Here is a 23,757-nt window from a genome sequence, read left to right as displayed (position 1 = left end):
GGTACACCAATTGACAGGCTACGGACGGTGACCGGGCAAAAATATTCTGAACGGACATGTAATACCCGTATTTTATGTGACAGTGTCACCAATAAGGGTTTGCAGATATCAGCGCTTACGGCGGAACAGCTGTAACAGTCCTTTTACGGTCACATCCAGCTGGCTGCCTTCCTCATAGTTTGCGGGTACCACATAATTTGCCCGCTCTTCTGCGATCAGCTTGCCGACCTTGTTCTGTGTTTCCGGGTTGCCCCATTTCTTCTGATCAAACACTGCCAGTGAGAAACCGCCCTGATAACGCACCATCTTCATGGCCGGGATATCGGTATCACCATCACCGAAATAGATCATATGGCGGAACTGCACAGCGCGTTCTTCCTGCTCGATAAAATGATTAACCGCCACATTATCCCACGAGTTATGTATTCCCTTGTTTATCCGGAATAAAAACTGTGTTTTGGTGGTGTAGTTGATAGCCTGAGCGGGCCACTGTGCTGTTTTTCCGTCAGCGGAATAGTGATATTTACAGGCAAAAATATCGCGGAATTCATGGCCGATAGCCGTACCACGAATCATACCGTCCAGTCCGCTGGACAGAATATAGTGTTCCGGGTCCAGCCCCTGCTCATGGGCCCAGGCATTGATCCGGGTGAACCACTCTGTCACCCCGGGAAACAACGGAATCGTCGCACCGTGTTTCTTCAGGTTTTCAATACTCAGTTCCTCTGACTTTTTATTCGCGGCCTTGGCGGCCAGTAATCCCATATAGGAGAGGATTTCGTCGCCGTCATCTGCTTTGGCAAACCGCTTCACTTCCCGCCAGAATGCTTTCGTGTCACTGATACCCAATGCGGGCATCAGCCCGTGTTCCGGACAATCACCTTCAGCCAGGGTGCCGTCAAAATCATAAATCAGCGCACATTTGAGTTTTTCTGTCATTTCACCTCTTCCCCTGAAGCGCGCACGGTTTCACGGACTTTTTCCGCAAGACGCTGTGCATCCTGAATAATTTCATTTTCATTGACGGTCAGTAACTGCCGGTCTTCCATCAGGATCACACCGTCAACAATGGTATGACGGACATTGGCGCCGTTTGCGCCATAAACCAGGGCGGCATACGGACTATACACCGGCACCATATTCGGTGCTTTGGTATCCACCACAATGATATCTGCCAGTTTTCCGGTTTCCAGCGAGCCGATTTTATCATCCATATGCAGTGCACGGGCCGATCCCTTGGTCGCCATTTCAACCACGGTCAGCGGCGGCATGGCCGCGCGGTTTTTGGTTTCCAGTTTATGGATTTTACCGACCAGATTGAGTTCATTCATGGTGGTTAATGTATTGGAGGACATCGGCCCGTCGGTACCGAGACCGGTGCGGATCCCTTTTTCCAGCATTTGCGTGACCGGTGCCACACCTTTGGCGGATTTGGTGTTGGCACTGATATTGTGTGCCACCCCGACATCATATTTTTTCAGCAGATCCAGGTCATTATCATCGGCCATAATGACATGTGCCGCCAGCAGGCGGTTATTCAGCGCGCCGATATCCGCCATATACTGTACCGGGCTTTTCCCGCCGGTGCGTTTGGCTATCTCTTCTTTTTCGCGATCCGTTTCCGCCAGATGGATCATCACCGGTACATTCAGCTCTTCAGACAGTGCCGCGATTTTCTGTAAGTTTTCAGTGGTATTGGTATACGGGGCATGCGGGGCGAATGCCGGTGTGATGCGCGGATGATCTTTGTATTCATTGATAAAGCGTACCGCATACGCGATCCCTTCTTCCGGCGTCTGTGCATCCGCAACCGGGAAATTAATGATGGTCTCACCCAGCACGGCGCGTAAACCCGCCTTATCTACGGTCTTCGCAACCTCATCTTCGAAATAATACATATCCGCATAGGTGGTCACGCCGCCTTTAATCATTTCGATATTGGCCAGATTGGCACCGGTGCGCACCATATCGCGGGAAACCAGTTTATTTTCCAGCGGGAAAATATAGCGGTGCAGACGATCCGGCACATCATCCCCGAGAGAGCGGAAAACCGTCATTGAGCCGTGAGTGTGGGTGTTTATCAGCCCCGGCATGACAATATCGCCTTTTACATCCAGCACTTTCTTTGCCTGATATTTCGCTGTCAGCTCAGGGCCGCCGACGGCGACAATTTTTCCGTCACTGACCACCACGGTACCGTGTTCAAACACCGTATTTTCCGGGTTCATGGTCAGCACAGTGCCGTCCGTTATCATCAGATCTGCCGGGTCGGCAGCATAAGCGGAGCAGGCAGCAGCAAGCAGTGTGGTGGCAAACGCGCGGGACAATGACATAGTAACCTCATGACTGAACGGAAAAACCTACTATATCACCGCCATTAATCCACTTCCAACCAGCGGATTTCATTGAAATGCGGACGGATAATCACTAGTATTGCAGGGTTTATAACTCCTTCCATGGATAACCCCTGTTTATGCTGAATAACTATGTTCTGCGCAGTGTCCGCTACATGCTGGATCTGAGTGACGCAAAAATGGCCGAAATCACCGGACTTGCCGGATTAACTGTCACCAAAGCGCAGATGAGCGACTGGCTGAAAAAAGAAGATGAAGCGGATTATCAGCTTTGTGATGATAATGTGACCGGTCATTTTCTCAACGGACTGATTATTTTCCGCCGCGGCAAAGATGAAAGCCGCCCGGTACCGGCGGTAGATGCCCGTCTGACCAACAATATTATCCTGAAAAAATTGCGCGTTGCGTTTGAACTGAAGGATACGGATATGGCTGATATTTTTCAGCGTGCCGACTTCCGGGTGTCAAAACCGGAAATCAGCGCTCTGTTCCGCAATCCGGATCATAAAAATTACCGCGACTGCGGTGATCAGCTGCTGCGTTATTTCCTGAAAGGTCTGACATCCCGCATCCGCGGCTGACAGATTATGATGCCGGGTGTTATCACCCGGCAGAGTGTTATACCGGTTTGTTATTCTGTTTCTGCTTGCGGTATTGCAGCCAGCCGAATAAAACCCCGGCGGCGGCACCGCTCAGATGGGATTCAACTGAGACGAATTGCTGTCCCGGAAACAGTCCGCTGATCATGCCGCCGTAATAAATCAGCACCACAATGCCGATAATAATATCCAGTGGTTTGCGGCGGAAAATCCCCTGATAAATCAGTAACGCCCACAGACCGAATATCCAGCCGCTCGCCCCGACATGTACGGCCGTCCGCCCGAATAACCAGACCAGTAATCCGCCGACGATAATAATAAACAGGGACGCCTTAATATAATGTTTCACTGACGGGATCATCAGTAACACACTGAGAATTAACAGCGGTGGCAGGTTACTGAATAAATGCCCCCAACTGCTGTGAATAAAAGGCGCAAGGAAAATACCGAACAGCCCGTTAACCGTACGCGGCTCAATACCCAGCGCAGTTAATCCCCCGCCGGTCAGTGTGGTCAGTAACTGTACTGCCATTAAAAACAGCACAAAATACAGCCCGTTTCTCAGATAGATTTTTATACCGCTCTGTGCAGACTGTTCTGTGTTATTCAGTGTATTTTTTGTCATTTCCCGGTCCGTTGGGTGATGGAATCCGCCCCACTATAGCGAAATTTTGTGTCCCTTCCATCCTGATTTTTTAAATGCAAATGAAAACAATTACCACCATTATTGACTGATGGTCGGTCAATGTATGTACTGCCGCTGTTCTGATCAACTGAGAAAAACCCTCATGCGCCGATTACTGAGTTCTTACCCTGTCGTTATTACATCTGTTTTTTCTGCCTCTTTGCTGTCTGCTCCGTCTGTTTCAGCGGAACCGGACGATGTGGTGTATGTCACCGCTGCGGATGATGTTCATTATGAGCCGCACGGTTATGGTGCCCTGCGTCAGTCCTCGGCAACAAAAGGCTCCGCCGCACTGGCGGAAACGCCGCAGTTTGTATCAGTGATCCGCCGTGATCAGCTCGATACCCTGCCGGCTGAGTCCCTCAGCAAAGCGCTGCGCTACAGCGCCGGGGTGGCCAGTGAAAAATTCGGGGGCTTCGGCAATAGCATTGATTTTTCGAAAATGCGCGGGTTTGATGCGGATTATTATCTCGACGGCCTGCGGGTCGCTGGTAACAGCGGGATCTGGGGTGCACAAATTGATTCCTGGCTGCTGTCTTGACAGGCACCGCAACTACAGTAATCCTGATCATGAAAAATCGGGCCGGACACAGCAATCCATTACTTCGCTGGTCAGCTGGCAGGTATCGGATTCACTGACACTGAAACAGAACCTCCGCTATGCGGATGTGAAAACGCATATCCGCCGTGATTTTACGCGCGGATTTGTGCAGGATAACCGCCTGCTGACAGCGGTGTATCAGGATTCCCCGTCCCGGGCCAGAACCCTGGCAGCAGATAACCAACTGATTTACAAAACTCTCACCGGCCCGGTATCCCATGAAATTCTGACCGGCTTTGATCTTCAGACCGGTAAGCTGGATAAGGACTGGTCAGGCTCGCAAACGGTAACATTTGATCCGTACGGTTCTCACTACCGCCCGCAGTTTACGCCGCACATGACATCATCCACCTCCACCGGACAGACTTACCGGCGCTATGGTGTTTATATGCAGGATCATCTGCGCTAGCAGCAATGGAGCCTGATTTTAAGCGGCCGTTATGATGATTCCTCACTGAAAACCACCAACAACCTCAGCGGAACAACACAAAACAGTGATACCTCAGTTTACAGCCACCGTGCGGGGCTGACCTACACCTTCACCAGCCCGAATAATCCCAGCCCCGAGTAAATCGCATTGCCCAGCACCACGCCGTAACCGCAGGTCAGCCCCGCTTTTTGTCCGGAACTCAGTGTGGTCTGCACCACAATAAACAGATTTGCCCCAGGATTGAAAAAAGTCAGGACAAACAAAAAAAGCGTGACGGCAATGCTGTGCAGCGGATCCATAACGGGGGGCTCCCCGGAAAAGCTTAATTCAGCTTAACGAAAAATCGCGGCTTAACGCGGGTTTAAGGAAAATTAGACTATTTAGTTTATTTTAGCGGGCAATGCTTCCGGACGGAAATTGTACCACGATGAAAAACCGTATTTTGATAGTAACCACACTCTTTTTATTTTCTGTATCACCTGCCGGCCTGGCAGATGATGTGCGGGTCAGTGTGACGCATCCGCAAATAATCCGCTCTGCACCGGTCATTACCTTGCCGGGAAAATTTGTGGCCAGAAATGAAATTGCTATCGGCTCGCCGCTGCAGCAACAGACGGTGACGGCAGTATTTGCTGAGGAAGGTCAGCCGGTGGAGAAAAATCAGTTGCTGGCAACCCTGGAATCCCCTTTGCAAAGTGCCGCTGTCCGGCAGTTGCAGGCAGAAACGGAAAAAGCAGCCGCGTATATCCGGCAGCAAAGTGTGCTGGCGGCGCAATCTCAGCGTGATCTGACCCGGATGACAAAACTCGCCCGCAGCGGCGTTATTTCCGCCAGTGAATTTGAAAAAGCCAAATCAGACACCCAGGCCCAGCGGGCACTGGTTGATGCCGGGCAGGCAGAACTGCGTCAGTTACAGGCGCAACTGGCACGGGAAAAAAGCCAGGAGGATAAATCAAAAATCTATGCTCCGGCCGCTGGGATTATCAGTGAGCGCCACGCGGTACAGGGCATGCTGTCTGATAACACCCTGCTGTTTAAGCTGATCGAAAACGGTGAGATCGAATTTGAGGCCACTGCGGGGGCTGATGAACTGGCACAAATGCAGGAAACCACCGCAGTCACGATGAAAACGGCGAATAACCGGCAACTGAACGGCACTGTCCGGTTTATTTCACCGGTACTTTCCTCTCTGACACAGTCCGGCCGTGTGAGGATCACGGTTATGGACGGTACTGATTTACGGCAGGGACAGACCGGCGTACTGACATACACCGCCGCGCCCCGTGAGTATCAAAGCCTGCCTTACAGTGCGGTACGCACCGGTGCAAAAGGTGAACGTACGGTGTTTATCGTGAAAAATAACAAAGTGATGCAGCAGCCGGTGCAGACCGGTGCTATCGATAACGGGCAGATTGCGGTCCTCAGTTCGCTTCCGCCGGATGCGGATGTGGTGGTCAATGCGCAGGCATTTTTAACTGATAATGACACCGTCACACCGGTGAAGGCCGCACAATGAAATTACAGCTTTCCTCATGGGCTATCACCCGTCCGGTTCCGGTCATTGTTATTTTTCTGGCGCTGACCATTGCCGGGTTATTTTCTTTTGCACAACTGCCGGTAACAGCCAATCCGGTGATTAACTTCCCGATTGTGACAGTGACGGTCACTCAGGACGGCTCCTCGCCGTCAGAGCTGGAAAATGCGGTGACCAAACAGGTCGAACGGGCCGTTTCCGGCATTCCCGGCATCCGTCATATTTCGTCTTCCGTAACAGAAGGTATTTCCTCAACTACGGTGGAATTTAACCTCGATGTTGATCCGTATATTGCCACTAATGATGTCCGCGAGCAGATCTCACAAATTCGGGGAGAACTGCCGCAAAGCATTGATGAACCGCTGATTAACCGGATAGACGTCGAAGGCGGTGCCATACTGCGCTACGCCGTATCATCCGATACCGTTCCGGCAGCCGATCTTTCCTGGTTTATTGATGACACCATCAGTAAGCAGCTGATTATGTTACCCGGCGTTCAGAAAGTCAGCCGTCAGGGCGGCGCTGACCGGGTGATCCGCATTGAACCGGACGCGGACAAACTCTCTGCCCTGAATCTGTCGGTGGTTACTGTGAATGAATGGCTGCGCGGTGTGCATCAGAACGCGGCAGGTGGCTCATCGCAGTATAATTCGCTGGCCCATACCATCCGTGTACTGGGTGAAAAAACAACGGCTGATGATATTAAAAGCATTCAGTTGCCTGCTGAAAATGAGCAATGGATAAAACTGGGTGATATTGCGGAGATCTATAACGGACAAAAAACCACCCGCAGTATTTCTCAGCTCAATGGCCGTGATGTGGCCGGGTTTGCTGTATTCCGCGCCAAAGGTGCCAGTGATACCGCCGTGGCGGAACAGGTAAATGCCGCCCTGACGGAGATCGCCGCCAAACATCCGGAACTGACGATTGAACTGATCTCATCCACCGTTACTTATACCGAATCAAGCTATCAGCTGACGATTAAAACCCTGCTGGAAGGGGCATTCCTGACCATCGTGATTGTCTTTTTCTTCCTGAAAAGCTGGCGGGCAACCCTGGTTGCGGCAGTGGCGCTGCCGTTATCCATATTACCGGCATTTTTTGTGCTGGCACTGTTTGATTACAGTCTCAACAGCATCACCCTGCTTGCACTGACACTGGTTATCGGGATCCTGGTTGATGACGCGATTGTGGAAATCGAGAATATCCAGAAATACATTGAGCGCGGTGAGCGCCCGTATCTTGCTGCACTCAAAGCCTCTGATGCTATTGGTTTTGCGATTGTTGCGATCACACTGACCATTGTGGCGGTTTTCCTGCCGGTCAGTTTTATCGGCGGATTTGTCGGCAAATATTTTGTGCCGTTCGGAGTGACGGTATCTGCGGCGGTGTTCTCATCTCTGCTGGTTGCACGGCTGGTTACGCCGCTGATGGCCGCGTATATCCTGTTACCGTCAAAGAAACCGCATCCGGAATCAGCCGTACCGCGCTGGATAGAAAAATACACCGGGTTGTTATCTGCAACACTGAAACACCGGAAAACCGCACTGGCGCTGGCATTAGTATTTCTGGTGGGTTCTGTGGCTTCCGTGACCCGGCTGCCTGTCGGCTTTATGCCGGAGGGCGATATCAGTGTGACACAGATTGAAGTGGAACTGCCGCCCGGCACGCCGGTTGAGCAGACACAGCAACGCCTGCGGACACTGACAAAATCCCTGAAAGACCGGCCGGAGATAAAATCCGTTTATACCATTGCGGGTGTGGCGGATGATGCGGATGGTATCGCGCAGCATAAGGGGGAAATCATTCTGACACTGGTTGATCCCGGTGGCCGTGAACTGTCACAGAAGGAATTTGAGCACGCAATCGCCCCGCTGTTCAGTGAACTGCCGGATGCCCGTTATAACTTCAGCAACAGTAACGGCGGCAAAGAGTTTTCGCTGGTTTTCACCGGCACAGACCCGGCTGAACTGGAAAGTGCCATGCAAAATCTGCGTAACGGTATTGCCCGCCTGCCGGGATTCAGTAATGTGCAGGTGATAAAACCGCTGCTGCGCAAAGAGCTGATTGTCACACCGCGTCCTGACGGCCCCGGGCGGACCGGCGTGAGTGTCAGTGAAATCGCTGACACGCTGCGGGTCGCTACCATGGGGGAATCAGGCTCCCGCAGTGCCAAATTCAATCTTCCGGACAGACAACTGGCATTACAGGTGGTACTGCCTGAATACCAGCGGAATGATATCCGTGTGCTGAATGATTTATCCGTACGAAGCACGGCTCAGGGAAATGTACCGCTGAAAGCGGTGGCAGCCATTGATTTCAGTGATGGGCCGGCACAAATCGACCGGATAAACCGCGCCCGGAAAATGTCGGTGGAAGCTAATCTGACCGGTTTATCACTCGGTGAAGCACTGAATGCAGTGATGGCGCTGCCGGAGTATCAGAACCTCCCGGCGACAGTGTCACAACTGGAATACGGCGATATGGAATATATGAATGATATGTTTATGCGTTTCAGCAGTACCATGCTGTTCAGTATTCTGCTGGTGCTGGCGATTCTGATTGTGCTGTTTAAAGATTTTCTCCAGCCGGTCACCATTCTCGCCGCCCTGCCGTTTTCTGTCGGCGGCGCGATCATCGCCCTTGTGCTGTATGGGGCAATGATCGATCTGCCGGTGATTATCGGCATTCTGATGCTGATGGGCATTGTGACAAAAAACTCCATTCTGCTGGTGGAATTTATCCTGGAAAAAGAGCGCGCCGGGCTCAGCCGTGAACAGGCGGTAAAAGATGCGGGACGCGAGCGGATCCGCCCGATAATTATGACCACATTTGCCATGATTGCCGGCATGGTCCCGCTGGTACTGACGTCCGGCGCAGATGCAGGGTTCCGCGCGCCGATGGCCATCGCGGTTATCGGCGGCCTGATAAGCTCCACGATTCTCAGCCTGCTGTTTGTACCGGTCATTTATACTTTTATGGATGATCTGAAAAAAGCATTATTACCGCGTCTGGCAAAACTGACTTCCGTCACCAAAGCCGACCGGGATGTGAAGGAGTGGTAAAGTCCCGCTGCGAACAATAAGTAATTTACTGGTTGTTCGCAGCTTTAACACAGTAAAACCAGGAATATAAAGTTTATCCCTGATTATAACGACCCCGGAATAAGGTTTCCCCCTCTGCACCATTACTGTCAAGGGCAACCAAACGTACTTCTGTGCGGATATTTTTACCTACGGATTCAAAACGGATATGAATCGGCTCAAGGTTAATTGATGCGGTGGTAAAGGTATCCTCATAGTACAATTTATACCCGGCAGCAAAGGCAGTGAGGTCACCTTTACGAAACATGATACAGGTAGATGTGCTGCCGTGAAAAATAACAAAACCTTGTAATGGTTTATTTTCGCGGTCTTTTTCAAAAATTGTGACCGGCTGACTGCGGTCATTCAGCCCGGATAAAACCACACCGTCATATTCACCCATTTTAACCGTCAGGCCGATCGCATTATTGGCGGAATCAACAGGTAAATCCGTATATTTTTTGCCGCCGATGACAGCCTGATAATTATTATAACGGGTAACACTGCCTTCTTCGAACACAACCCGGGTTTGTGTTCCGGAATTGTCTATTTTGCCGCCGAATGGTTTAATTTCGGTTCCTTCCAGATAAACGGTCTCACTGGCTTCAGAACCCCGCGAACCATATATCCCGATCCGGCTGTTCCATACGATATCCTCTTCTGCCGGAACCAGAATTATATTTTCGCTGTCAATCTGTTCAGGTGACTGCCAGGTAATACCTTCAATAACAATATCATACTGGTCATAATAGCTCAGTTTCCCTTCCGGAAATTTTATCCCTTTACGCCATACCCCATTGTACTGATAATCCGTCAAATATCCGTTACGCGGTTTTTCAGAATTTGCTGTGGTCATTCTTATTTCTCCGAAGTATTCCGGCAATATGTCCGGGCTTCTTTTTTACATCAGAATAAGGTACAGGACAGTTCTATAATTTAACCACGGGGTATCCGGAATGCATCAGGCCGGATAATGTTCTGATATCAGGTAATAAAAAACGGGTTTGCCCCTTCCGGAGGCAAACCCGCTGTTAACGCGCTGATACCATTACGGACGAACAGCTGTCACTTCGATCTCTACACGCCATGCCGGGTTTGCTAATTTAGAAACCTGAACAGTGGTACGCGCCGGTAATGTGTTACCGGAATCTTTGTCGTTGTAATATTTGGAGTAACCGGCCATAAAGCCCGCGAAATCCATATTACCGTCAGTCTCTTCGCCGCCGACCAGGAATACCTGCATTTTCACCACATCCTTCATTTCCAGACCTAAGCCAGCCAGGTGCGCCTTGATCTGTTCCATGATATTGATGGTCTGTGCTTCAGTATTGCCGTATGACGCCAGAACACCTTCCGGTGCGTCTTTGGAAATTTTGGTCGGTACTTTACCGCTGAGGAAAATAATATTTTTGCTGCTGCTGATTTCCACAGATTCAGAGATAGGCATACCGTTCAGTTTATGATGAACAACACCTTCTGACGCGTGAGCCGCGCCCCAGACCAGCGGAAGAGCTAACAGTAAACTTTTGTAACGCATATTAAGCCTCTTAATAGTATCAACGTAAGTAATCAGAAAATTAACTAAAACGTGAAAGACTAAACGGAGCCGGGTCAATAACCGGTTTTTTACCGGTCACGATATCCGCAGTGATTTCACCGGATGCCGGACCTTCTGTCATACCCCAGACAGTCGCGGTGTTGATCACCAGACCCGGATACTCTTTCACTTCAGAAATAATCGGCAGTTCGTCGTAGGTTGGTGCGACAACCGCGCCCCAGCGTTCAACGACTTTCGATTGTTCAAATACAGGGAATTCCGCTTTCATGCGGGCAAATACCGCATCCAGGTGTTCGGTATTCTGTGTGGCGGTTGCGATGCGGTAAGTCTCGAACGGTGTGACTTCATCGAGGTTCCAGGATGTTGCCATTTTGAATGAGTTGAACAGATCTTCACCGATGGAGAATTCCAGCGGCAGCTCACCGCCACCCAGCAGATGCAGGAATTTCGGCCCCAGCAGGAAGCTGTCTTTCACCACCGAGCTGGTGAAGATACGCGGTGCCACGGCATATGTGCCGTCTGCCTGCTCGCGGAAGTGAATGCCGCTCGGCAGATGCACGTTACCGCGTGGTGCGCCCGGAACGCCGGAAACACGCTGTTGTGACAGATAGACGTTCAGTGTCGGGATATCAATGCCCAGGTTACCCATAAACAGGCGTGACCAGATACCGCCGGTCAGGACCACATGAGAGGTTTTGATTGCACCCTTCTCTGTGACCACATCAGAGACTTTACCACCGGCAGTTTCGATACCACGGACCGCGCAGTTAGTGTAGATTTTAACACCCAGAGACTTGGCATACTGCGCCAGAACCGGTACACCGGTTTCCGGGTCAACACTGCCTGAATCTTCTTCAAAACCGGCAATCGGCCAGTCTGTTTTGGCATCAACCAGGCGTTTTTTCAGTTCGTCGCCCTGAATGAAACGGGTGTTGAGCGGTGCTTCGAAATCAGCAGCCCACTCTTTGGCACTCTCAACCCAGGCCTGTGAGTTTGCGAGATCTTCCGCACTTGACGGTACCTCAACACGGCCCTGGGTACGATAGCTGGTATCCGCTCCGATTTTTTCATTCATACCGCGCCATAACATTTTGCCGTAATGGTGCAGCGGGAAAATTTCTTTTGATGTTTTGTAGCTGATGATCTGGCTGTAAGCACGTCCGGACTGCTCACCGGCGATTTCACCTTTTTCCAGGACGGTGACGCTCATGCCTCTTTCCGCCAGGTTAATCGCTGTCATGATCCCCATCATGCCGCCGCCGATAATGACTGCATCGGACTCTTTCGGTAATGCACCTTCGGTGCCGTCAACATGTTTTGCGCGTGAAGTCGATTCCACAAATTTGCCGTCGCGGCGAACCATAGGAACTAATACTGAAGCACCACCTGCCAGTACGCCGGCAGCACCAACCCCTAAAATTAACTTTCTGCGTGAGATTTTCATCTAAAGCCTCATCATTATCTGTAATATTTGTGTGGCATTTTTTTAATTAAGTAGCACACTAATTATAACAATTATCATTGTAATGTTAATGAATATAGTGTGATGTTAATAATAACGAGACTTAAGGTAAGCTTTATCAGGAATTGCCGATATAAAGTATCGGATTTGACGAGGTGATAAACAGGATTCAGGCCGGATCGTCTGCGATAAAACCAGCGGGAAATATCATAAACCATTGTTATTATAGTGGATAAGGCTAAGTAATGAGCTTTTTTAAGAAGTTGTTACATCAGGAATAAAAATAAAACGCCGGATGCCACAGCAGCACCCGGCGTTTTATAAATATATTAATAATGAGGGAAAAATCAGGCGGATGGCGTGCGTTTTTTACACTGCAGAAACCATTTATCCAGTTCATTGGCAAACAGTTGGCGATCACGCTGGTTCAGCGCCGCCGGACCGCCGGTCTGGATGCCGGAAGCCCGCATGGTGTCCATAAAGTCACGCATGGTCAGGCGCTCACGGATAGTCGCCGGGGTATAACGTTCGCCGCGCGGGTTCAGTGCCACCGCGCCCTTCTCCAGCACTTCAGCGGCCAGCGGAATATCAGCGGTGACGACAAGATCATCTTTCTGCACGCGGCGGACAATTTCATTATCGGCCACATCAAACCCGGCTGAGACCTGCAATGTTTTTAAAAATGGTGACGGTGGTACCACCAGCCGCTGATTGGCCACAAAGGTGACTTCCGTTTTTTCCCGATCCGCTGCCCGGTAAAGGATCTCTTTGATAACTTTCGGACAGGCGTCCGCATCCACCCAAATCGCCACTGTTTATTTTCCTCTGTACTGCAAAATTTAATCCGCGATCATAACGTATTAACGCTTTCTGATAACCTGAAAAAGTGCCACCAGGACAACAAGCCCGGCAAAAAAGGAGACAGAAAGTGACAATTCATAAAAGACAAAACGATTTATATGAACACCGGTTGCTGTCTGCGCCAGACGGTACGCCAGCGGCGCCGTACACAGTGCCGCCAGAACTGCCAGTGCAATCAGACGGATAAGCCGGATAAGATTCCCGCGCTTCTCTGCTTCCGGCAGTGCCCGCTGATACTGTGCAAATTTCAGACAGAGATAGCCGGTACCAAGCAGTGATCCCAGATGCTGCAACACTTTATATACCGCAATCTCCTGCCCGTCAGTCATACCTTGCAACAACGGTACCTGCAAAACGGACAGCGCCCGCACCATCGTGCCGGTTTCATGGGTAAATGCATCCCAGATAATATGTGTGGCCGCCCCGATAAACAGAGACAACAAAATGACACTGTTTTTCCGCAGAGAACGGGTCAGCGGGTCAGTCACCGGAAACGGTAACACGGTTTTCAGCGGCACGGATAACCAGTGAAAAATCAGCAGAACCGCCAGACACACCGGCAGTCCGGTATAAAACCAGCCGGTAAAATGATGCGCCTCATCCGCTGCGCGGTACATCCCGGAAGAATACAGCAAGTCCGGCGATACACTGCCCGTAATCAGTGCGGGCAGATTCAGCCACCGCCCGTAACGGGATTTTTTCAGCGGAAAAACAATCGCCGGATGTGCAAAAGTCCATGGCATATATACTTATCCTGCTCCGGAAAACCGGAAATAAATTCATTTTTATGCTAATAAATAGCCGATCACAACAATTAATAACACGCCGGACTCCGGACAATAACCTGTAAAGGCAGAAAAATGAAAAAGTATCTTACCGGGATGATCGTAACCGGGCTGTTATCGGCCCCGGCGCTGGCTCAGGAGTTTACCTGCCAGCTGGAAAATAATAAATATGTCAGTGTGGTGGTGGAAAAAGGTAAAACGCCGGCATACCGCTACGGGACGCTGGCAAAACCGGAAATTACCCTGCCGGTAAAAAGCAATGCGAAAAATGGTGTTTATGTCGGACAAACCATGTTTAGCGGCGGTGGTTCGGCGTATATCCGCTTTGAAAACGGCCCGTTTAACTATGTGGTATACAGCGGAATGGGCCGCGGCTGGGAATTTACCGGCCTGGCGGTCTATAAAGGCGATAAAGTCATCAATAAAAAGGTCTGTAAAACCGATTTGGGGATCTATGATGTTCTGAATTACGGTCTGCCGGAAGATGGATCCGGTGAAATCTATGCCATGGATCCGAACTCACAATAATATGTACTGCGGTGGCCTGCAGGGTCACCGCCCTTTTTTTTATACATCTGTGCCTCGCCGCCCATCTGTGGCATAATGCCCGCCGTTTATTTTCTCCTTTAACTTATGAGTATTCGTCTTGTTAATCAGCAACAATATTACGATGCAGTTCGGCGCCAAGCCGCTGTTTGAAAATATCTCTGTCAAATTCGGCGGCGGTAACCGCTATGGCCTGATCGGCGCAAACGGCAGCGGTAAATCCACGTTTATGAAAATTCTCGGCGGTGATCTGGCGCCAAGCAGCGGCAACGTGTTTCTCGACCCGAACGAACGTCTGGGTAAACTGAAACAGGATCAGTTCGCCTATGAAGAATTTTCTGTGCTCGACACAGTCATTATGGGTCACACCGAACTGTGGGAAGTCAAACAGGAGCGTGACCGCATCTACAGCCTGCCGGACATGAGCGAAGAAGACGGTATGCTCGTGGCGGATCTCGAAGTGCAGTTTGCTGAAATGGACGGCTACACCGTTGAATCCCGCGCCGGTGAATTACTGCTGGGTGTGGGGATCCCGCTGGAACAGCATAACGGCCCGATGAGTGAAATCGCACCCGGCTGGAAACTGCGTGTGCTGCTGGCACAGGCGTTGTTTGCGGACCCGGATATTCTGCTGCTCGACGAACCGACCAACAACCTGGATATCGACACCATCCGCTGGCTGGAGCAGACACTGAATGCGCGCAACAGCACCATGATCATCATTTCCCATGACCGTCACTTCCTGAATATGGTGTGCACGCACATGGCCGATCTGGACTACGGCAGCCTGAATGTGCATCCGGGCAACTACGATGAATATATGTTTGCTGCTACTCAGGCGCGCGAACGACTGTTAGCGGATAACGCGAAGAAAAAAGCACAAATCAGTGAATTGCAGTCATTTGTCAGCCGTTTCAGCGCAAATGCCTCCAAGTCCCGTCAGGCAACGTCCCGCGCCAAACAGATTGAAAAAATTCAGCTGACCGAGATTAAAGCGTCCAGCCGTCAGAACCCGTTTATCCGTTTTGAGCAGGATAAAAAATTATTCCGTAATGCGCTGGAAGTGGAAAACCTGTCCAAAGGTTATGACGGTAACGCCCCGCTGTTCAAAAACGTCAATATGATGATGGAAGTGGGTGAAAAAGTCGCGGTTCTGGGTATGAACGGTGTGGGTAAATCCACCTTCCTGAAAACCCTGGTCGGTGAGCTGACACCGGATACCGGTCGTTATAAGTGGTCTGAAAACGCCAATATCGGTTACTACGCGCAGGATCACGCCACCGATTTTGAAGTTGATATGACGGTTTTCGACTGGATGAGCCTGTGGATGCAGCCGGGTGATGATGAGCAATCAGTCCGTAGTGTATTGGGCCGCCTGCTGTTCTCCCAGGATGACATTAAAAAATCCGTACAGGTGTTATCCGGGGGTGAAAAAGGCCGGATGTTATTTGGTAAGTTAATGATGACCAAACCAAACATTCTGATTATGGATGAACCGACCAACCACCTCGACATGGAATCTATTGAATCCCTGAATATGGCGCTGGAATTATATCAGGGAACATTAGTGTTTGTTTCCCATGACCGTGAGTTCGTCAGCTCCCTGGCGACCCGTATCATCGAAATCACACCGGAAAAAGTCACTGACTTTACCGGCAGTTACGATGAGTACCTGCGCAGCCGCGGTATTGAATCAGAAAATAACTGATCCCCGTTCTGCCAATAAGAAAAGCCCCGTTTCAGAGCCATGAAACGGGGCTTTTTGTTTTCGTCAGACCCGGCGGGGGCGGTTGCCGGCATATCTGACATTTTTCAGAAACCAGTTCCCGCATACCTCTGTCCTGTACCGGAAACTGATAGGAAGAATATCTGTATTCGGGTAGAATGTGCTTGCTAATCAGACCCTGATTTACCTTATTTTAGGGAGAAAATCATCAATGGACAGCTTTGACAGGAAGATTCTTTCTGAATTACAACTCGACGGGCGATTAACTGTCACTGAACTGGCAGATCGCGTGGGTCTTAGTTTGTCCCCCTGCCACCGGCGGCTGAAAGCACTGGAGCAATCCGGGGCTATCTGTGATTACCGCGCACAGCTTGATCCGCGCGTGCTGGGGCTGAATTTTTCCGCACTGGTGTTTGTCACTATGAAAGACGGCAACCAGGAAAGTATGAGCAAATTTGAGACAGCGGTGGCGGATATTCCGCAGATTATCGAAGCCAAACGGCTGTTTGGCGATCCGGACTATATGCTGACCGTTGTGGTCAAAGATATCGATGCCTTTCAGAAATTATATGACAGCCGCCTGGCCGCCATGCCGGGGGTTCAGCGCCTGACCTCCACCCTGGTAATGAAAGATGTGATCCCGGCGCGGGAACTGCCCCTGTTGTAACAAAAAAGCCGGCAATATCTGCCGGCAAGCAACACAGTACTGAATCTTTTATGCCGGGCTGGCTAATTTCATCATCACCAGCCCGGAGATAATTAATACCCCTGCGATAATCCGCATCATATTTGCCGGTTCACCCAGCACCACAATCCCGACGATAAAGGCACCGATAGCGCCAATTCCGGTCCAGATGGTATAAGCCGTCCCCAGCGGCAGTGCCCGCATGGCCATTGCCAGCAGCCCGAAGCTTATCAGCATGGCAATAATGGTGATCACTGACGGCCCCAGTTTGGTGAAACCCTCTGATTGTTTCATGGTAAATGCCCAGACGACTTCAAATAATCCGGCAGTAATTAATAAAATCCACGGCATGGTACATCCTCACTGATTTCTGGTTGCAGGTGAAACGTTTATAAGTTACCTTTGGTATAGTTATATGTTACCTTTGGTAACTTGTAAACACCTTTCCGATCTTTTTTCGATCTTTTCTGCCAGCTGACCGCGACCGGGAACTCTGTGATACACTTTCCGGCAGACAGAACGACTTTAATATCAATGAGGAGGCAGATTTGTCCGGACGTTTACAGCGCGACGAGCGCCAGATACAGCTGCTCAATGTCGCCAACAGCATTATCCTGGCGGAAGGCACCGATGCCCTGACCCTCATTACCCTTGCGGAAAAGGCGGGCGTGACCAAGCCGGTAACCTACAAACATTTCGGCAACCGCAAGTCTTTGCTGCACGCGCTGTTTAAATACAGTGATGATGTTCTGACTGAACGGATGAATACCGGGATGGAACAGCCGATAGCGGACCTCGATCAGGCCGTTTCTGTCTTTATCACGACCTATTTTGATGTGATGGCGGATGACGGGGAAGCCTTCAATGCCACCGTGGCGGCACTGAAAGCCTATCCTGAATATGCGGGGATCAGCCGCGAAGTGCAGGATTTTTTCTGCCAGATCCTGCAACGTGCACTGCAGCGCTGGCTGCCGGATAATTTCCGGATCCCGGAATGGACTTCTGTGATGATTTTCGGTGCAACCGAGTCACTGTGCCTGATGATGTTTGCTGACCCGGCGCTGAAAGCAAAAGTCTGTGAAGAAGCCATCTGGCTGGTCAAAACCCTGCTGGCCGACCAGCTTAAGCGGTTCACCGGCCGCTGATGACCAGCCCTTCTTCTTCTGACGGATAACTGAAGTGTGCAGTAATCAGATCAAACTGCTCCGCTGAGGTGGCAAACGGGTTTTCCCCGTTCAGATTCCTTGCGGCCAGCCGCCGTTTACACTCTTCATCACTCACATCCAGCACATGGCAGCAATAGCTGCATCCGGCCTGCTCTGCCAGCCCTTTCAGCCACCGGCGTTGTACCGGGGTATTCGCCGGAAAATCCAGAACCAGTGTTACTCCCTGTCGTAATAATGTCACCAGATGCAGCTCCAGGGCGGATTTCAGCAGACGACTTTTTTCAATATAATCAGCCAGCTGTGTGATTTGTCCCGGATACAGCGCCGCCAGCCAGGTATCTTCTGACAACAGAACCGCCTGTTGTTCGCGGACTAATTGTTGTGCCAGTGTCGATTTCCCTGAGGCGATTTTGCCGCAGAGGAAATGCAGTGAGGCGGCGGATTGTGTTTCTGACATGATTGCTCCCTGTCTGTTATGCCGCTGAGAGAGCAATAAAAAACCCGCTCAGGCGGCGGGTTCTGAATACAGCACATCCCCCGCTATGGTGCGGAGATAATAATCATGCCGGATGTGCTGTATGAATTCATGGTATTAACCTTTTTGAAATAATCATCATTTCAGTGATTCTGTTTTAGCAGAGTCTGCTGCGGATGTCAGGCAGTTTTTTTCGGCCGTTTAATACTTATCACCGCCAGTGCCAGCACAATCATCACGATCCCTGCCGTTTCTGTGCTGCCCGGCTCCTCACCCAGCAGCCACCATGAGAACAGCACACCGCAGACCGGCACCGCCAGTGTGCTCAGGCTGGCAATCCCCGCCGGTAATTTTCTCAGCACAAACAGCCATAAACTCCAGGCAACGGCGGTCGCCAGAATAGCGCTGTAACTCAGTGCCCAGAAGACATACGGCTGCCAGTCAATCGTACGCTGCGGCACCAACAACGCCACCACGGTCATAATAATTGCGGCATACACCATCTGCCAGGTGGTGAGAGAGAGTAAATCCACCTGCGGATAGCGGCTGTAGAGTTTTTTCGCCACAATCGCGCTCGCTCCCCAGCTGATACCGGATGCCACGGCCAGAAAGGCACTTTTCATAGAGGCGAAATCGAGCGTCCAGGGCTGGATCACACACAATAGCCCTGCACCGGCAACTGAAATAGCCGCATACTGGAGGCGGCGCATCCGCTCACCGAGCAATACTGCTGCCATAATCACCACCCAGAACGGCATGGTATAACTGAGGATCGCCACCTTCCCCGCACCGCCGCTGACCAGCGCCCATTGTGCCAGCCCGACCATACCGCAGGTCTGAAGGACGGCTATCCCCAGAGTGTAGCGGAATGGCGTAAAGCGGATTTTCCGCCCCATCGCGCGTTCGCGGATATACAGCACCAGTAATAACATAATGGCACTGAATACACAGCGCATCGCCGTAAAGTCAAACGCACCAATATAGTGCGTGACCTGCTTCATAGCGATCCAGCTGTAACTCCAGATCAGTGTTAAAATGACCAGGCCGGTAATGGCGATGGCATTGTCTTTTTCCCGTAAAGCCATAATATCCTGTGACCACTTCACGGCAGTACCCGTCTGTACCCCGCGTGCGGCTCCTGTTTTTATAGTACCATAACCGGAATAATATGCCGGATGCCCGCAGACGGACTGACCTCATGCAATCTGCATTTCTGCCAGTTTACACCCGGTTTGAAAGAAGGGAAAAGATCTGCGCTCATTAATACCAGAAGGAAGAACGGGTGTTAAGTATGACGCAATTTTTCCCCGGTATTTTCCCTGTTGTAATGCTGTCTGAACCTGAATGAATATAAGCCTGCCGGGTATAACCCCACAGCCTCACTCAAGCATCACAATACTATCAATTTTCCACTGTCCGTTTTGCTGAATCAGTTTTACCCGGAATGACCGCAGCGGCTCCGGTGCTTTACCCAGTGTGATGCGCACTGTGGCAGTATCCGGGGTTTGTGATTCAGTATGTGCCGCGCGCTCTGTCATCCACGAATCCGGGTAATCCTGTGACTTGGTGTAATAATTGACATCATTTTCCACCCAATGCTCTCCCCACAGACAGATATAACTATATTCGGTTTCTTTGCAGGGACGCGGCTGGTCGCAGAACGCCTGATCAGTGCCCGGACCATCGAAATTACAACTGAGGGATTCACTGATGCTTTCCTGCAACGCCGGACTGACATACAAATCCTGGCTTTTTGCATAACCATCAGAAGGCGGATCCTGCAAATTGAGACGGTAGAAATCCAATACCACATTTTCCGGTGATAATTGTGCAGCAACCGCTGATAACGGCAATAGCAGAGACAAAATCAGCGGGAGGTATTTTGTTGTTTTCATGATAATTTTTCGTCACATAAAGCCCGCAGAGAAAGAATGCAGCAACTGATTGCCTGTTTATCAGAAACCGGAAATGATTCACCGGTCAGATAGCTATGCTTTGCTGCCTGCAACAGTTGCTGCAGTTGCGGATCGGAAATTGATTCAGCCAGCCACGCCGCAGCGTCTGCTTTGGATGCAATGTGCCAGGTTGTCAGAGTATAAGCAATGCGCGACAAAGCCAGAATGATATTGCACTCATCATTTTCCCAATCCTCCGGTGTGTTCCATTGTGCAAGTGTCGCGGAAAATGCCCGTTTCAGATCGGTCTGCGGAACGGCGTCAAATATCACTGCCGCATCACCATTAAGTAACGGCATATTATGCAACCTGGCTGCGGATAGTAACCGGGACATGATTCAGGTTGATTTTCATCAGCAAATGCTATTCATAGAGTGCATACAACTGCTCTGCCAGCGGTAATGGTAAACCGTCATCATAAGCCTCATCATCCAAATCAACATACACATCACCGGGTGCGGCGATCAGCATGGTGTCAGGCACAGGCCGCCTGACCGGCAGGTCCGGGTAGTCATCCGGCCGTCCGCCTTCTGACTGCATCGGGTCAAACCAGATACCATGATCGGCATAAAACCCCGCAGAATAGCGGGTTTCAATTAACCGGATCAATGCCAGTGTTTGCCGTGAATAGTCCGGTACATCATCATCATGGCCATACTGCACATACCAGGCAGCACCCAAAGACCAGTACATCAGCAGTGCGGATGCCCGATCCAGTTGCGGATCCGCCGCCAGTTCGTTCAGTGCATCATAATTACTGTCATAATTAGACCGGGCGATAAACAAGTGCCGCTGTTCCGGCGTTGCATTTGTCAGAAAATCACGGATTAACTGTGCTTCTTTCTGTTCTTTTTCTTCGTCCGTCATGCCATTCTCCCCGACAACGCCAGATGCTGTAACAACATAATCGTTTTGCCATCATTTATTTCACCGCTTTTGATCGCTGCGAGAGCCTGCGGGAACGGCATTTCCAGCACTTCCACATCTTCGCCCTCTTCCGGCAGGCCGCCACCGGCCGTCTGCCGGTTATTGTCTTCGTATTCGGCAATAAAAAAATAAAGTTTCTCGGTGACAGCTCCCGGGCTCATAAAGGCTTCAAAGACTTTTTCAACATCGGTAATGCGAAAACCAGTCTCTTCCTCTGCTTCCGCTTTGATGCGGGATACCGGATCCTGCTCTTCCAGCAGACCGGCGGCCGCTTCAATCAGAAAGCCGTCATGGCCGTTGACATACACCGGCAAACGGAACTGACGGATCAGAATGACGCTGTTTTTCTGGCGGTTATACAGCAGAATAACCGCACCGTTACCGCGGTCATAGACCTCCCGCTCCAGACGCTGGCGGGTGCCGTCGCGGCGCAGATAATCAACGACATATTTTTTGAGGATATACCAGTTATCGGAAAGCGTGATGGTATCAATAATACGGACAGTGCTCTGTTCGGAAGTCATAGTTCACCGGATGTCAGCAAAATTGCGGGTTTGCAGAACACTCTAATCGCTTTATCCGCCTCCGGCAATGGCAAAACTGCCAGCATTATTTGCAGGCATATTAATGCTGACGATATAATCTGCCGCAGATAATCCACAAACAAGGCGGGTTGCATGAGTGACACTCAGGCACTGAGTTACAGCGAATTACACACAATATCTGATGCAGATATCGCACAAATTAATGAATTAATTATCACCACCTGGGATTACCGTAGTTGGATCCCGAAAGAGAAAGTTCTGCCGATGGCGGAATTTTTGCTGGATGATGTCATTCTGACCTCATCACGAATTTTTGTGGTGCGGGATGGCGATACCATCGCCGGTATTATGGCGGTCACGGCATCTGCCGATTTGCGGGAGAAAGTCCACGCCAAAACCCGTCAGTATTCTGCCCTGAAAAATATTATCGCCCGTGACCCGCAGGAAGAAACCCTGTTTGATATGTATCTGAATACGCTGATTATCAACGGAAATCTGCTGGCTTCCTGTGACGGAAATTTCGATGCCTCTCTGAATTTGTTTATGATAGATGCCCGCTTCCGCGGACACGGTATCGGTAACCGGCTCTGGCAGCTGGCGATGGATTATCTGCGGGAAAAACAATCCGCCCGTTATTTCCTCTGGACAGACAGTGATTCCGATTTCGGTTTTTATGAACACAAAGGATTACAGCGTATCGCCGCGCAAGCCTATGACTGGGGCGGCCATGACGTGACTGAAACCTATTATGTTTATGCCGGGGAACTCCCTGCTCTGTCCTGATGCATCCAGCTGTCCCACGGCGGGTCAAGCGGCAGCTTATCCGCCAGGAAATCAATAAAGGTGCGGATTTTCGGGGCATGGGTGTGCGCCGGGCTGTAAAGTGCATAGAGCGCGAACGGCGTGGTTTTCGGATTGTAATCCAGTAATACCGGCAATAATTCACCGTTATCAATATAGTTTCCCAGCATATAGGTCGGCAGGCAGACAATCCCCTGATGACAGCGCGCCGCCTCCAGTAATCCCAGGCTGCTGTTGACCTCAATCATATTGTTGATCGCCAGCGGATAGGCTACACCGTCTTTATCATTCATCCGCCAGGTGTCCGGGATATTCGGATTAATTAAACAATTGTGCCGGGCAATATCCGCCGGTGACTGCGGGATCCCGTTTTGTTCAAAATAATGACGGCTGCCGCAATAGATCCAATTTATATTGCATAGTTTCCGTAATGCAAAATTTTCCGGCGGATGACTGGTAATACGCAATGCAATATCAAAGTCAGTTTCATTTAAATTAATTAATGCATCGTTCAGATCAACGGATAAGCTGACCTGCGGATTTATTTCCCGGTATTCGCTGTAAAGCCGCATTAAATGGCAGACGCCGAAGGCAATTGAACAGGTTATTTTTAGCTGTCCCTGTGCATGCTGATAAAAACTCGCCGTATTCACTAATGAGTCATCGAGATCTGTCAGTAACTGTTGCGCCCTCTGCAATAAATAACGTCCGGCTTCAGTCAGGATAAAATTGCGGGTGGTTCGTTTCAGCAGAACCACACCGAGCTGCTCTTCCAGCTGCTGTAAGCCACGGCTGACAGACGACGGTGTTACATTGAGTTTTCGTGCCGCACCGCTGAAACTGTTGCACTCCACAATTTTGATAAACAGCTCCAGATGGCGAAAAATCGCGTAGCTGTCAATTTTTGCTTTAAACGCAAAAGTGTTTTTATTTATTAGCATAGTCGTACCCTGTTCAGCCTGCGTGTTACCCCTTACTA

27 protein-coding genes and 1 pseudogene are annotated in these 23,757 nt (G+C 50.4%); 11 read left to right on the top strand and 17 right to left on the bottom strand.

Going from position 1 to position 23,757, the window contains the following annotated elements:
* Positions 1 to 108: 108 nt before the first annotated feature.
* Positions 109 to 939 (bottom strand): haloacid dehalogenase-like hydrolase, encoded by an 831-nt coding sequence (locus JL661_RS09120; protein ID WP_004237584.1) that lies wholly within the window; start codon positions 937 to 939, stop codon positions 109 to 111.
* The gene (locus tag JL661_RS09115; RefSeq protein ID WP_062771641.1) at positions 936 to 2,333 is read right to left on the bottom strand and encodes an amidohydrolase; all 1,398 of its coding nucleotides are present in this window, start codon (positions 2,331 to 2,333) and stop codon (positions 936 to 938) included. Before JL661_RS09115 ends, JL661_RS09120 begins: the two co-directional genes overlap by 4 nt.
* Positions 2,334 to 2,473: 140 nt before the next feature.
* Between JL661_RS09115 and JL661_RS09110 the strand changes: the two genes are divergently transcribed.
* Positions 2,474 to 2,935, top strand: a complete 462-nt coding sequence (locus JL661_RS09110; RefSeq protein WP_004237586.1) for a YehS family protein — start codon at positions 2,474 to 2,476, stop codon at positions 2,933 to 2,935.
* A gap of 37 nt (positions 2,936 to 2,972) precedes the next feature.
* Here the strand turns inward: JL661_RS09110 and JL661_RS09105 are convergent, their stop codons facing one another.
* The gene (locus JL661_RS09105; RefSeq protein WP_004239338.1) at positions 2,973 to 3,578 is read right to left on the bottom strand and encodes a rhomboid family intramembrane serine protease; all 606 of its coding nucleotides are present in this window, start codon (positions 3,576 to 3,578) and stop codon (positions 2,973 to 2,975) included.
* A gap of 163 nt (positions 3,579 to 3,741) precedes the next feature.
* Here JL661_RS09105 and JL661_RS09100 point away from each other — a divergent pair, with 163 nt between their 5' ends.
* The 3 genes from JL661_RS09100 to JL661_RS18675 are packed head-to-tail and all read left to right on the top strand — an operon-like array spanning position 3,742 to position 4,810.
* Positions 3,742 to 4,179, top strand: a complete 438-nt coding sequence (locus tag JL661_RS09100) for a TonB-dependent receptor plug domain-containing protein (RefSeq protein ID WP_004239337.1) — start codon at positions 3,742 to 3,744, stop codon at positions 4,177 to 4,179.
* On the top strand, positions 4,148 to 4,648 hold the full coding sequence (locus JL661_RS09095) for a hypothetical protein (protein WP_062771635.1): 501 nt from the start codon (positions 4,148 to 4,150) through the stop codon (positions 4,646 to 4,648). Before JL661_RS09100 ends, JL661_RS09095 begins: the two co-directional genes overlap by 32 nt.
* Positions 4,649 to 4,660: 12 nt before the next feature.
* The gene (locus JL661_RS18675; protein ID WP_150974907.1) at positions 4,661 to 4,810 is read left to right on the top strand and encodes a hypothetical protein; all 150 of its coding nucleotides are present in this window, start codon (positions 4,661 to 4,663) and stop codon (positions 4,808 to 4,810) included.
* Here JL661_RS18675 and JL661_RS09085 read toward each other — a convergent pair.
* Positions 4,780 to 4,968, bottom strand: a pseudogene (locus JL661_RS09085) (LysE family transporter); the annotation flags it as partial. The gene JL661_RS18675 and the pseudogene JL661_RS09085 overlap by 31 nt on opposite strands.
* A gap of 128 nt (positions 4,969 to 5,096) precedes the next feature.
* On the opposite strand from JL661_RS09085, the gene JL661_RS09080 reads away from it, so the two are divergent.
* The gene (locus JL661_RS09080) at positions 5,097 to 6,185 is read left to right on the top strand and encodes an efflux RND transporter periplasmic adaptor subunit (protein WP_046024574.1); all 1,089 of its coding nucleotides are present in this window, start codon (positions 5,097 to 5,099) and stop codon (positions 6,183 to 6,185) included.
* Entirely contained in the window at positions 6,182 to 9,268 is a 3,087-nt protein-coding gene (locus tag JL661_RS09075; RefSeq protein ID WP_062771632.1) for an efflux RND transporter permease subunit, read from the top strand. Before JL661_RS09080 ends, JL661_RS09075 begins: the two co-directional genes overlap by 4 nt.
* 73 nt (positions 9,269 to 9,341) lie before the next feature.
* Here JL661_RS09075 and JL661_RS09070 read toward each other — a convergent pair whose 3' ends face one another.
* From JL661_RS09070 to JL661_RS09050, 5 genes are all read right to left on the bottom strand, one after another.
* Positions 9,342 to 10,142, bottom strand: coding sequence for a hypothetical protein (locus tag JL661_RS09070; RefSeq protein WP_062771629.1), 801 nt, complete (start codon positions 10,140 to 10,142; stop codon positions 9,342 to 9,344).
* Between the two features lie 192 nt (positions 10,143 to 10,334).
* Entirely contained in the window at positions 10,335 to 10,823 is a 489-nt protein-coding gene (locus JL661_RS09065) for a RidA family protein (protein WP_036414797.1), read from the bottom strand.
* Between the two features lie 40 nt (positions 10,824 to 10,863).
* Positions 10,864 to 12,288, bottom strand: coding sequence for an NAD(P)/FAD-dependent oxidoreductase (locus JL661_RS09060; protein ID WP_062771626.1), 1,425 nt, complete (start codon positions 12,286 to 12,288; stop codon positions 10,864 to 10,866).
* Between the two features lie 365 nt (positions 12,289 to 12,653).
* Positions 12,654 to 13,118 carry a YaiI/YqxD family protein gene (locus JL661_RS09055; protein ID WP_032098961.1) on the bottom strand — a complete coding sequence of 155 codons (465 nt, stop codon included), beginning with the start codon at positions 13,116 to 13,118 and terminating at the stop codon, positions 12,654 to 12,656.
* Positions 13,119 to 13,166: 48 nt separating this feature from the next.
* On the bottom strand, positions 13,167 to 13,910 hold the full coding sequence (locus tag JL661_RS09050; RefSeq protein ID WP_062771623.1) for a DUF4184 family protein: 744 nt from the start codon (positions 13,908 to 13,910) through the stop codon (positions 13,167 to 13,169).
* Positions 13,911 to 14,027: 117 nt separating this feature from the next.
* Here JL661_RS09050 and JL661_RS09045 point away from each other — a divergent pair, with 117 nt between their 5' ends.
* From JL661_RS09045 to JL661_RS09035, 3 genes are all read left to right on the top strand, one after another.
* Complete coding sequence (locus tag JL661_RS09045; RefSeq protein WP_062771620.1) at positions 14,028 to 14,480, top strand: hypothetical protein; 453 nt, start codon at positions 14,028 to 14,030, stop codon at positions 14,478 to 14,480.
* Positions 14,481 to 14,598: 118 nt separating this feature from the next.
* Positions 14,599 to 16,206, top strand: a complete 1,608-nt coding sequence (locus tag JL661_RS09040; RefSeq protein WP_073970160.1) for an ABC-F family ATPase — start codon at positions 14,599 to 14,601, stop codon at positions 16,204 to 16,206.
* A gap of 229 nt (positions 16,207 to 16,435) precedes the next feature.
* Positions 16,436 to 16,891 (top strand): Lrp/AsnC family transcriptional regulator, encoded by a 456-nt coding sequence (locus JL661_RS09035; protein ID WP_004237600.1) that lies wholly within the window; start codon positions 16,436 to 16,438, stop codon positions 16,889 to 16,891.
* A 48-nt stretch (positions 16,892 to 16,939) separates the two neighbouring features.
* On the opposite strand, the gene sugE is transcribed toward JL661_RS09035, so the two are convergent.
* The gene (sugE, locus tag JL661_RS09030) at positions 16,940 to 17,260 is read right to left on the bottom strand and encodes a quaternary ammonium compound efflux SMR transporter SugE (protein ID WP_004237601.1); all 321 of its coding nucleotides are present in this window, start codon (positions 17,258 to 17,260) and stop codon (positions 16,940 to 16,942) included.
* Positions 17,261 to 17,457: 197 nt separating this feature from the next.
* Between sugE and JL661_RS09025 the strand changes: the two genes are divergently transcribed.
* The gene (locus JL661_RS09025; protein WP_004237602.1) at positions 17,458 to 18,054 is read left to right on the top strand and encodes a TetR/AcrR family transcriptional regulator; all 597 of its coding nucleotides are present in this window, start codon (positions 17,458 to 17,460) and stop codon (positions 18,052 to 18,054) included.
* On the opposite strand, the gene JL661_RS09020 is transcribed toward JL661_RS09025, so the two are convergent.
* From JL661_RS09020 to JL661_RS08995, 6 genes are all read right to left on the bottom strand, one after another.
* On the bottom strand, positions 18,041 to 18,532 hold the full coding sequence (locus JL661_RS09020; RefSeq protein WP_036407997.1) for a P-loop nucleotide/nucleoside kinase family protein: 492 nt from the start codon (positions 18,530 to 18,532) through the stop codon (positions 18,041 to 18,043). The two genes, JL661_RS09025 and JL661_RS09020, sit on opposite strands and share 14 nt — an antisense overlap.
* Before the next feature lie 197 nt (positions 18,533 to 18,729).
* Positions 18,730 to 19,635 (bottom strand): DMT family transporter, encoded by a 906-nt coding sequence (locus JL661_RS09015; RefSeq protein WP_004237604.1) that lies wholly within the window; start codon positions 19,633 to 19,635, stop codon positions 18,730 to 18,732.
* Positions 19,636 to 19,929: 294 nt separating this feature from the next.
* Positions 19,930 to 20,445: a DUF3828 domain-containing protein gene (locus tag JL661_RS09010; RefSeq protein ID WP_004237605.1), complete on the bottom strand. Its 516-nt coding sequence runs from the start codon at positions 20,443 to 20,445 to the stop codon at positions 19,930 to 19,932.
* Positions 20,442 to 20,804 carry an aminoglycoside adenylyltransferase domain-containing protein gene (locus JL661_RS09005; RefSeq protein ID WP_004237606.1) on the bottom strand — a complete coding sequence of 121 codons (363 nt, stop codon included), beginning with the start codon at positions 20,802 to 20,804 and terminating at the stop codon, positions 20,442 to 20,444. Before JL661_RS09005 ends, JL661_RS09010 begins: the two co-directional genes overlap by 4 nt.
* 64 nt (positions 20,805 to 20,868) lie before the next feature.
* Positions 20,869 to 21,372 carry a DUF4274 domain-containing protein gene (locus tag JL661_RS09000; RefSeq protein WP_004237607.1) on the bottom strand — a complete coding sequence of 168 codons (504 nt, stop codon included), beginning with the start codon at positions 21,370 to 21,372 and terminating at the stop codon, positions 20,869 to 20,871.
* On the bottom strand, positions 21,369 to 21,956 hold the full coding sequence (locus JL661_RS08995) for an NUDIX hydrolase (protein WP_004237608.1): 588 nt from the start codon (positions 21,954 to 21,956) through the stop codon (positions 21,369 to 21,371). The genes JL661_RS09000 and JL661_RS08995 overlap by 4 nt, the downstream gene beginning before the upstream one ends.
* Positions 21,957 to 22,109: 153 nt before the next feature.
* On the opposite strand from JL661_RS08995, the gene JL661_RS08990 reads away from it, so the two are divergent.
* Positions 22,110 to 22,760, top strand: a complete 651-nt coding sequence (locus tag JL661_RS08990; protein WP_046024572.1) for a GNAT family N-acetyltransferase — start codon at positions 22,110 to 22,112, stop codon at positions 22,758 to 22,760.
* Here JL661_RS08990 and JL661_RS08985 read toward each other — a convergent pair.
* Positions 22,730 to 23,719: a LysR family transcriptional regulator gene (locus JL661_RS08985; RefSeq protein ID WP_004237610.1), complete on the bottom strand. Its 990-nt coding sequence runs from the start codon at positions 23,717 to 23,719 to the stop codon at positions 22,730 to 22,732. The genes JL661_RS08990 and JL661_RS08985 overlap by 31 nt on opposite strands.
* Positions 23,720 to 23,757: the final 38 nt, after the last annotated feature.

It is taken from the genome of Morganella morganii, assembly GCF_019243775.1.
Classification (GTDB): Bacteria; Pseudomonadota; Gammaproteobacteria; order Enterobacterales; family Enterobacteriaceae; genus Morganella; species Morganella morganii.
The sequence above is the reverse complement of the archived record's forward strand: the minus strand, read 5'-3'. Positions and strand labels throughout refer to the sequence as shown.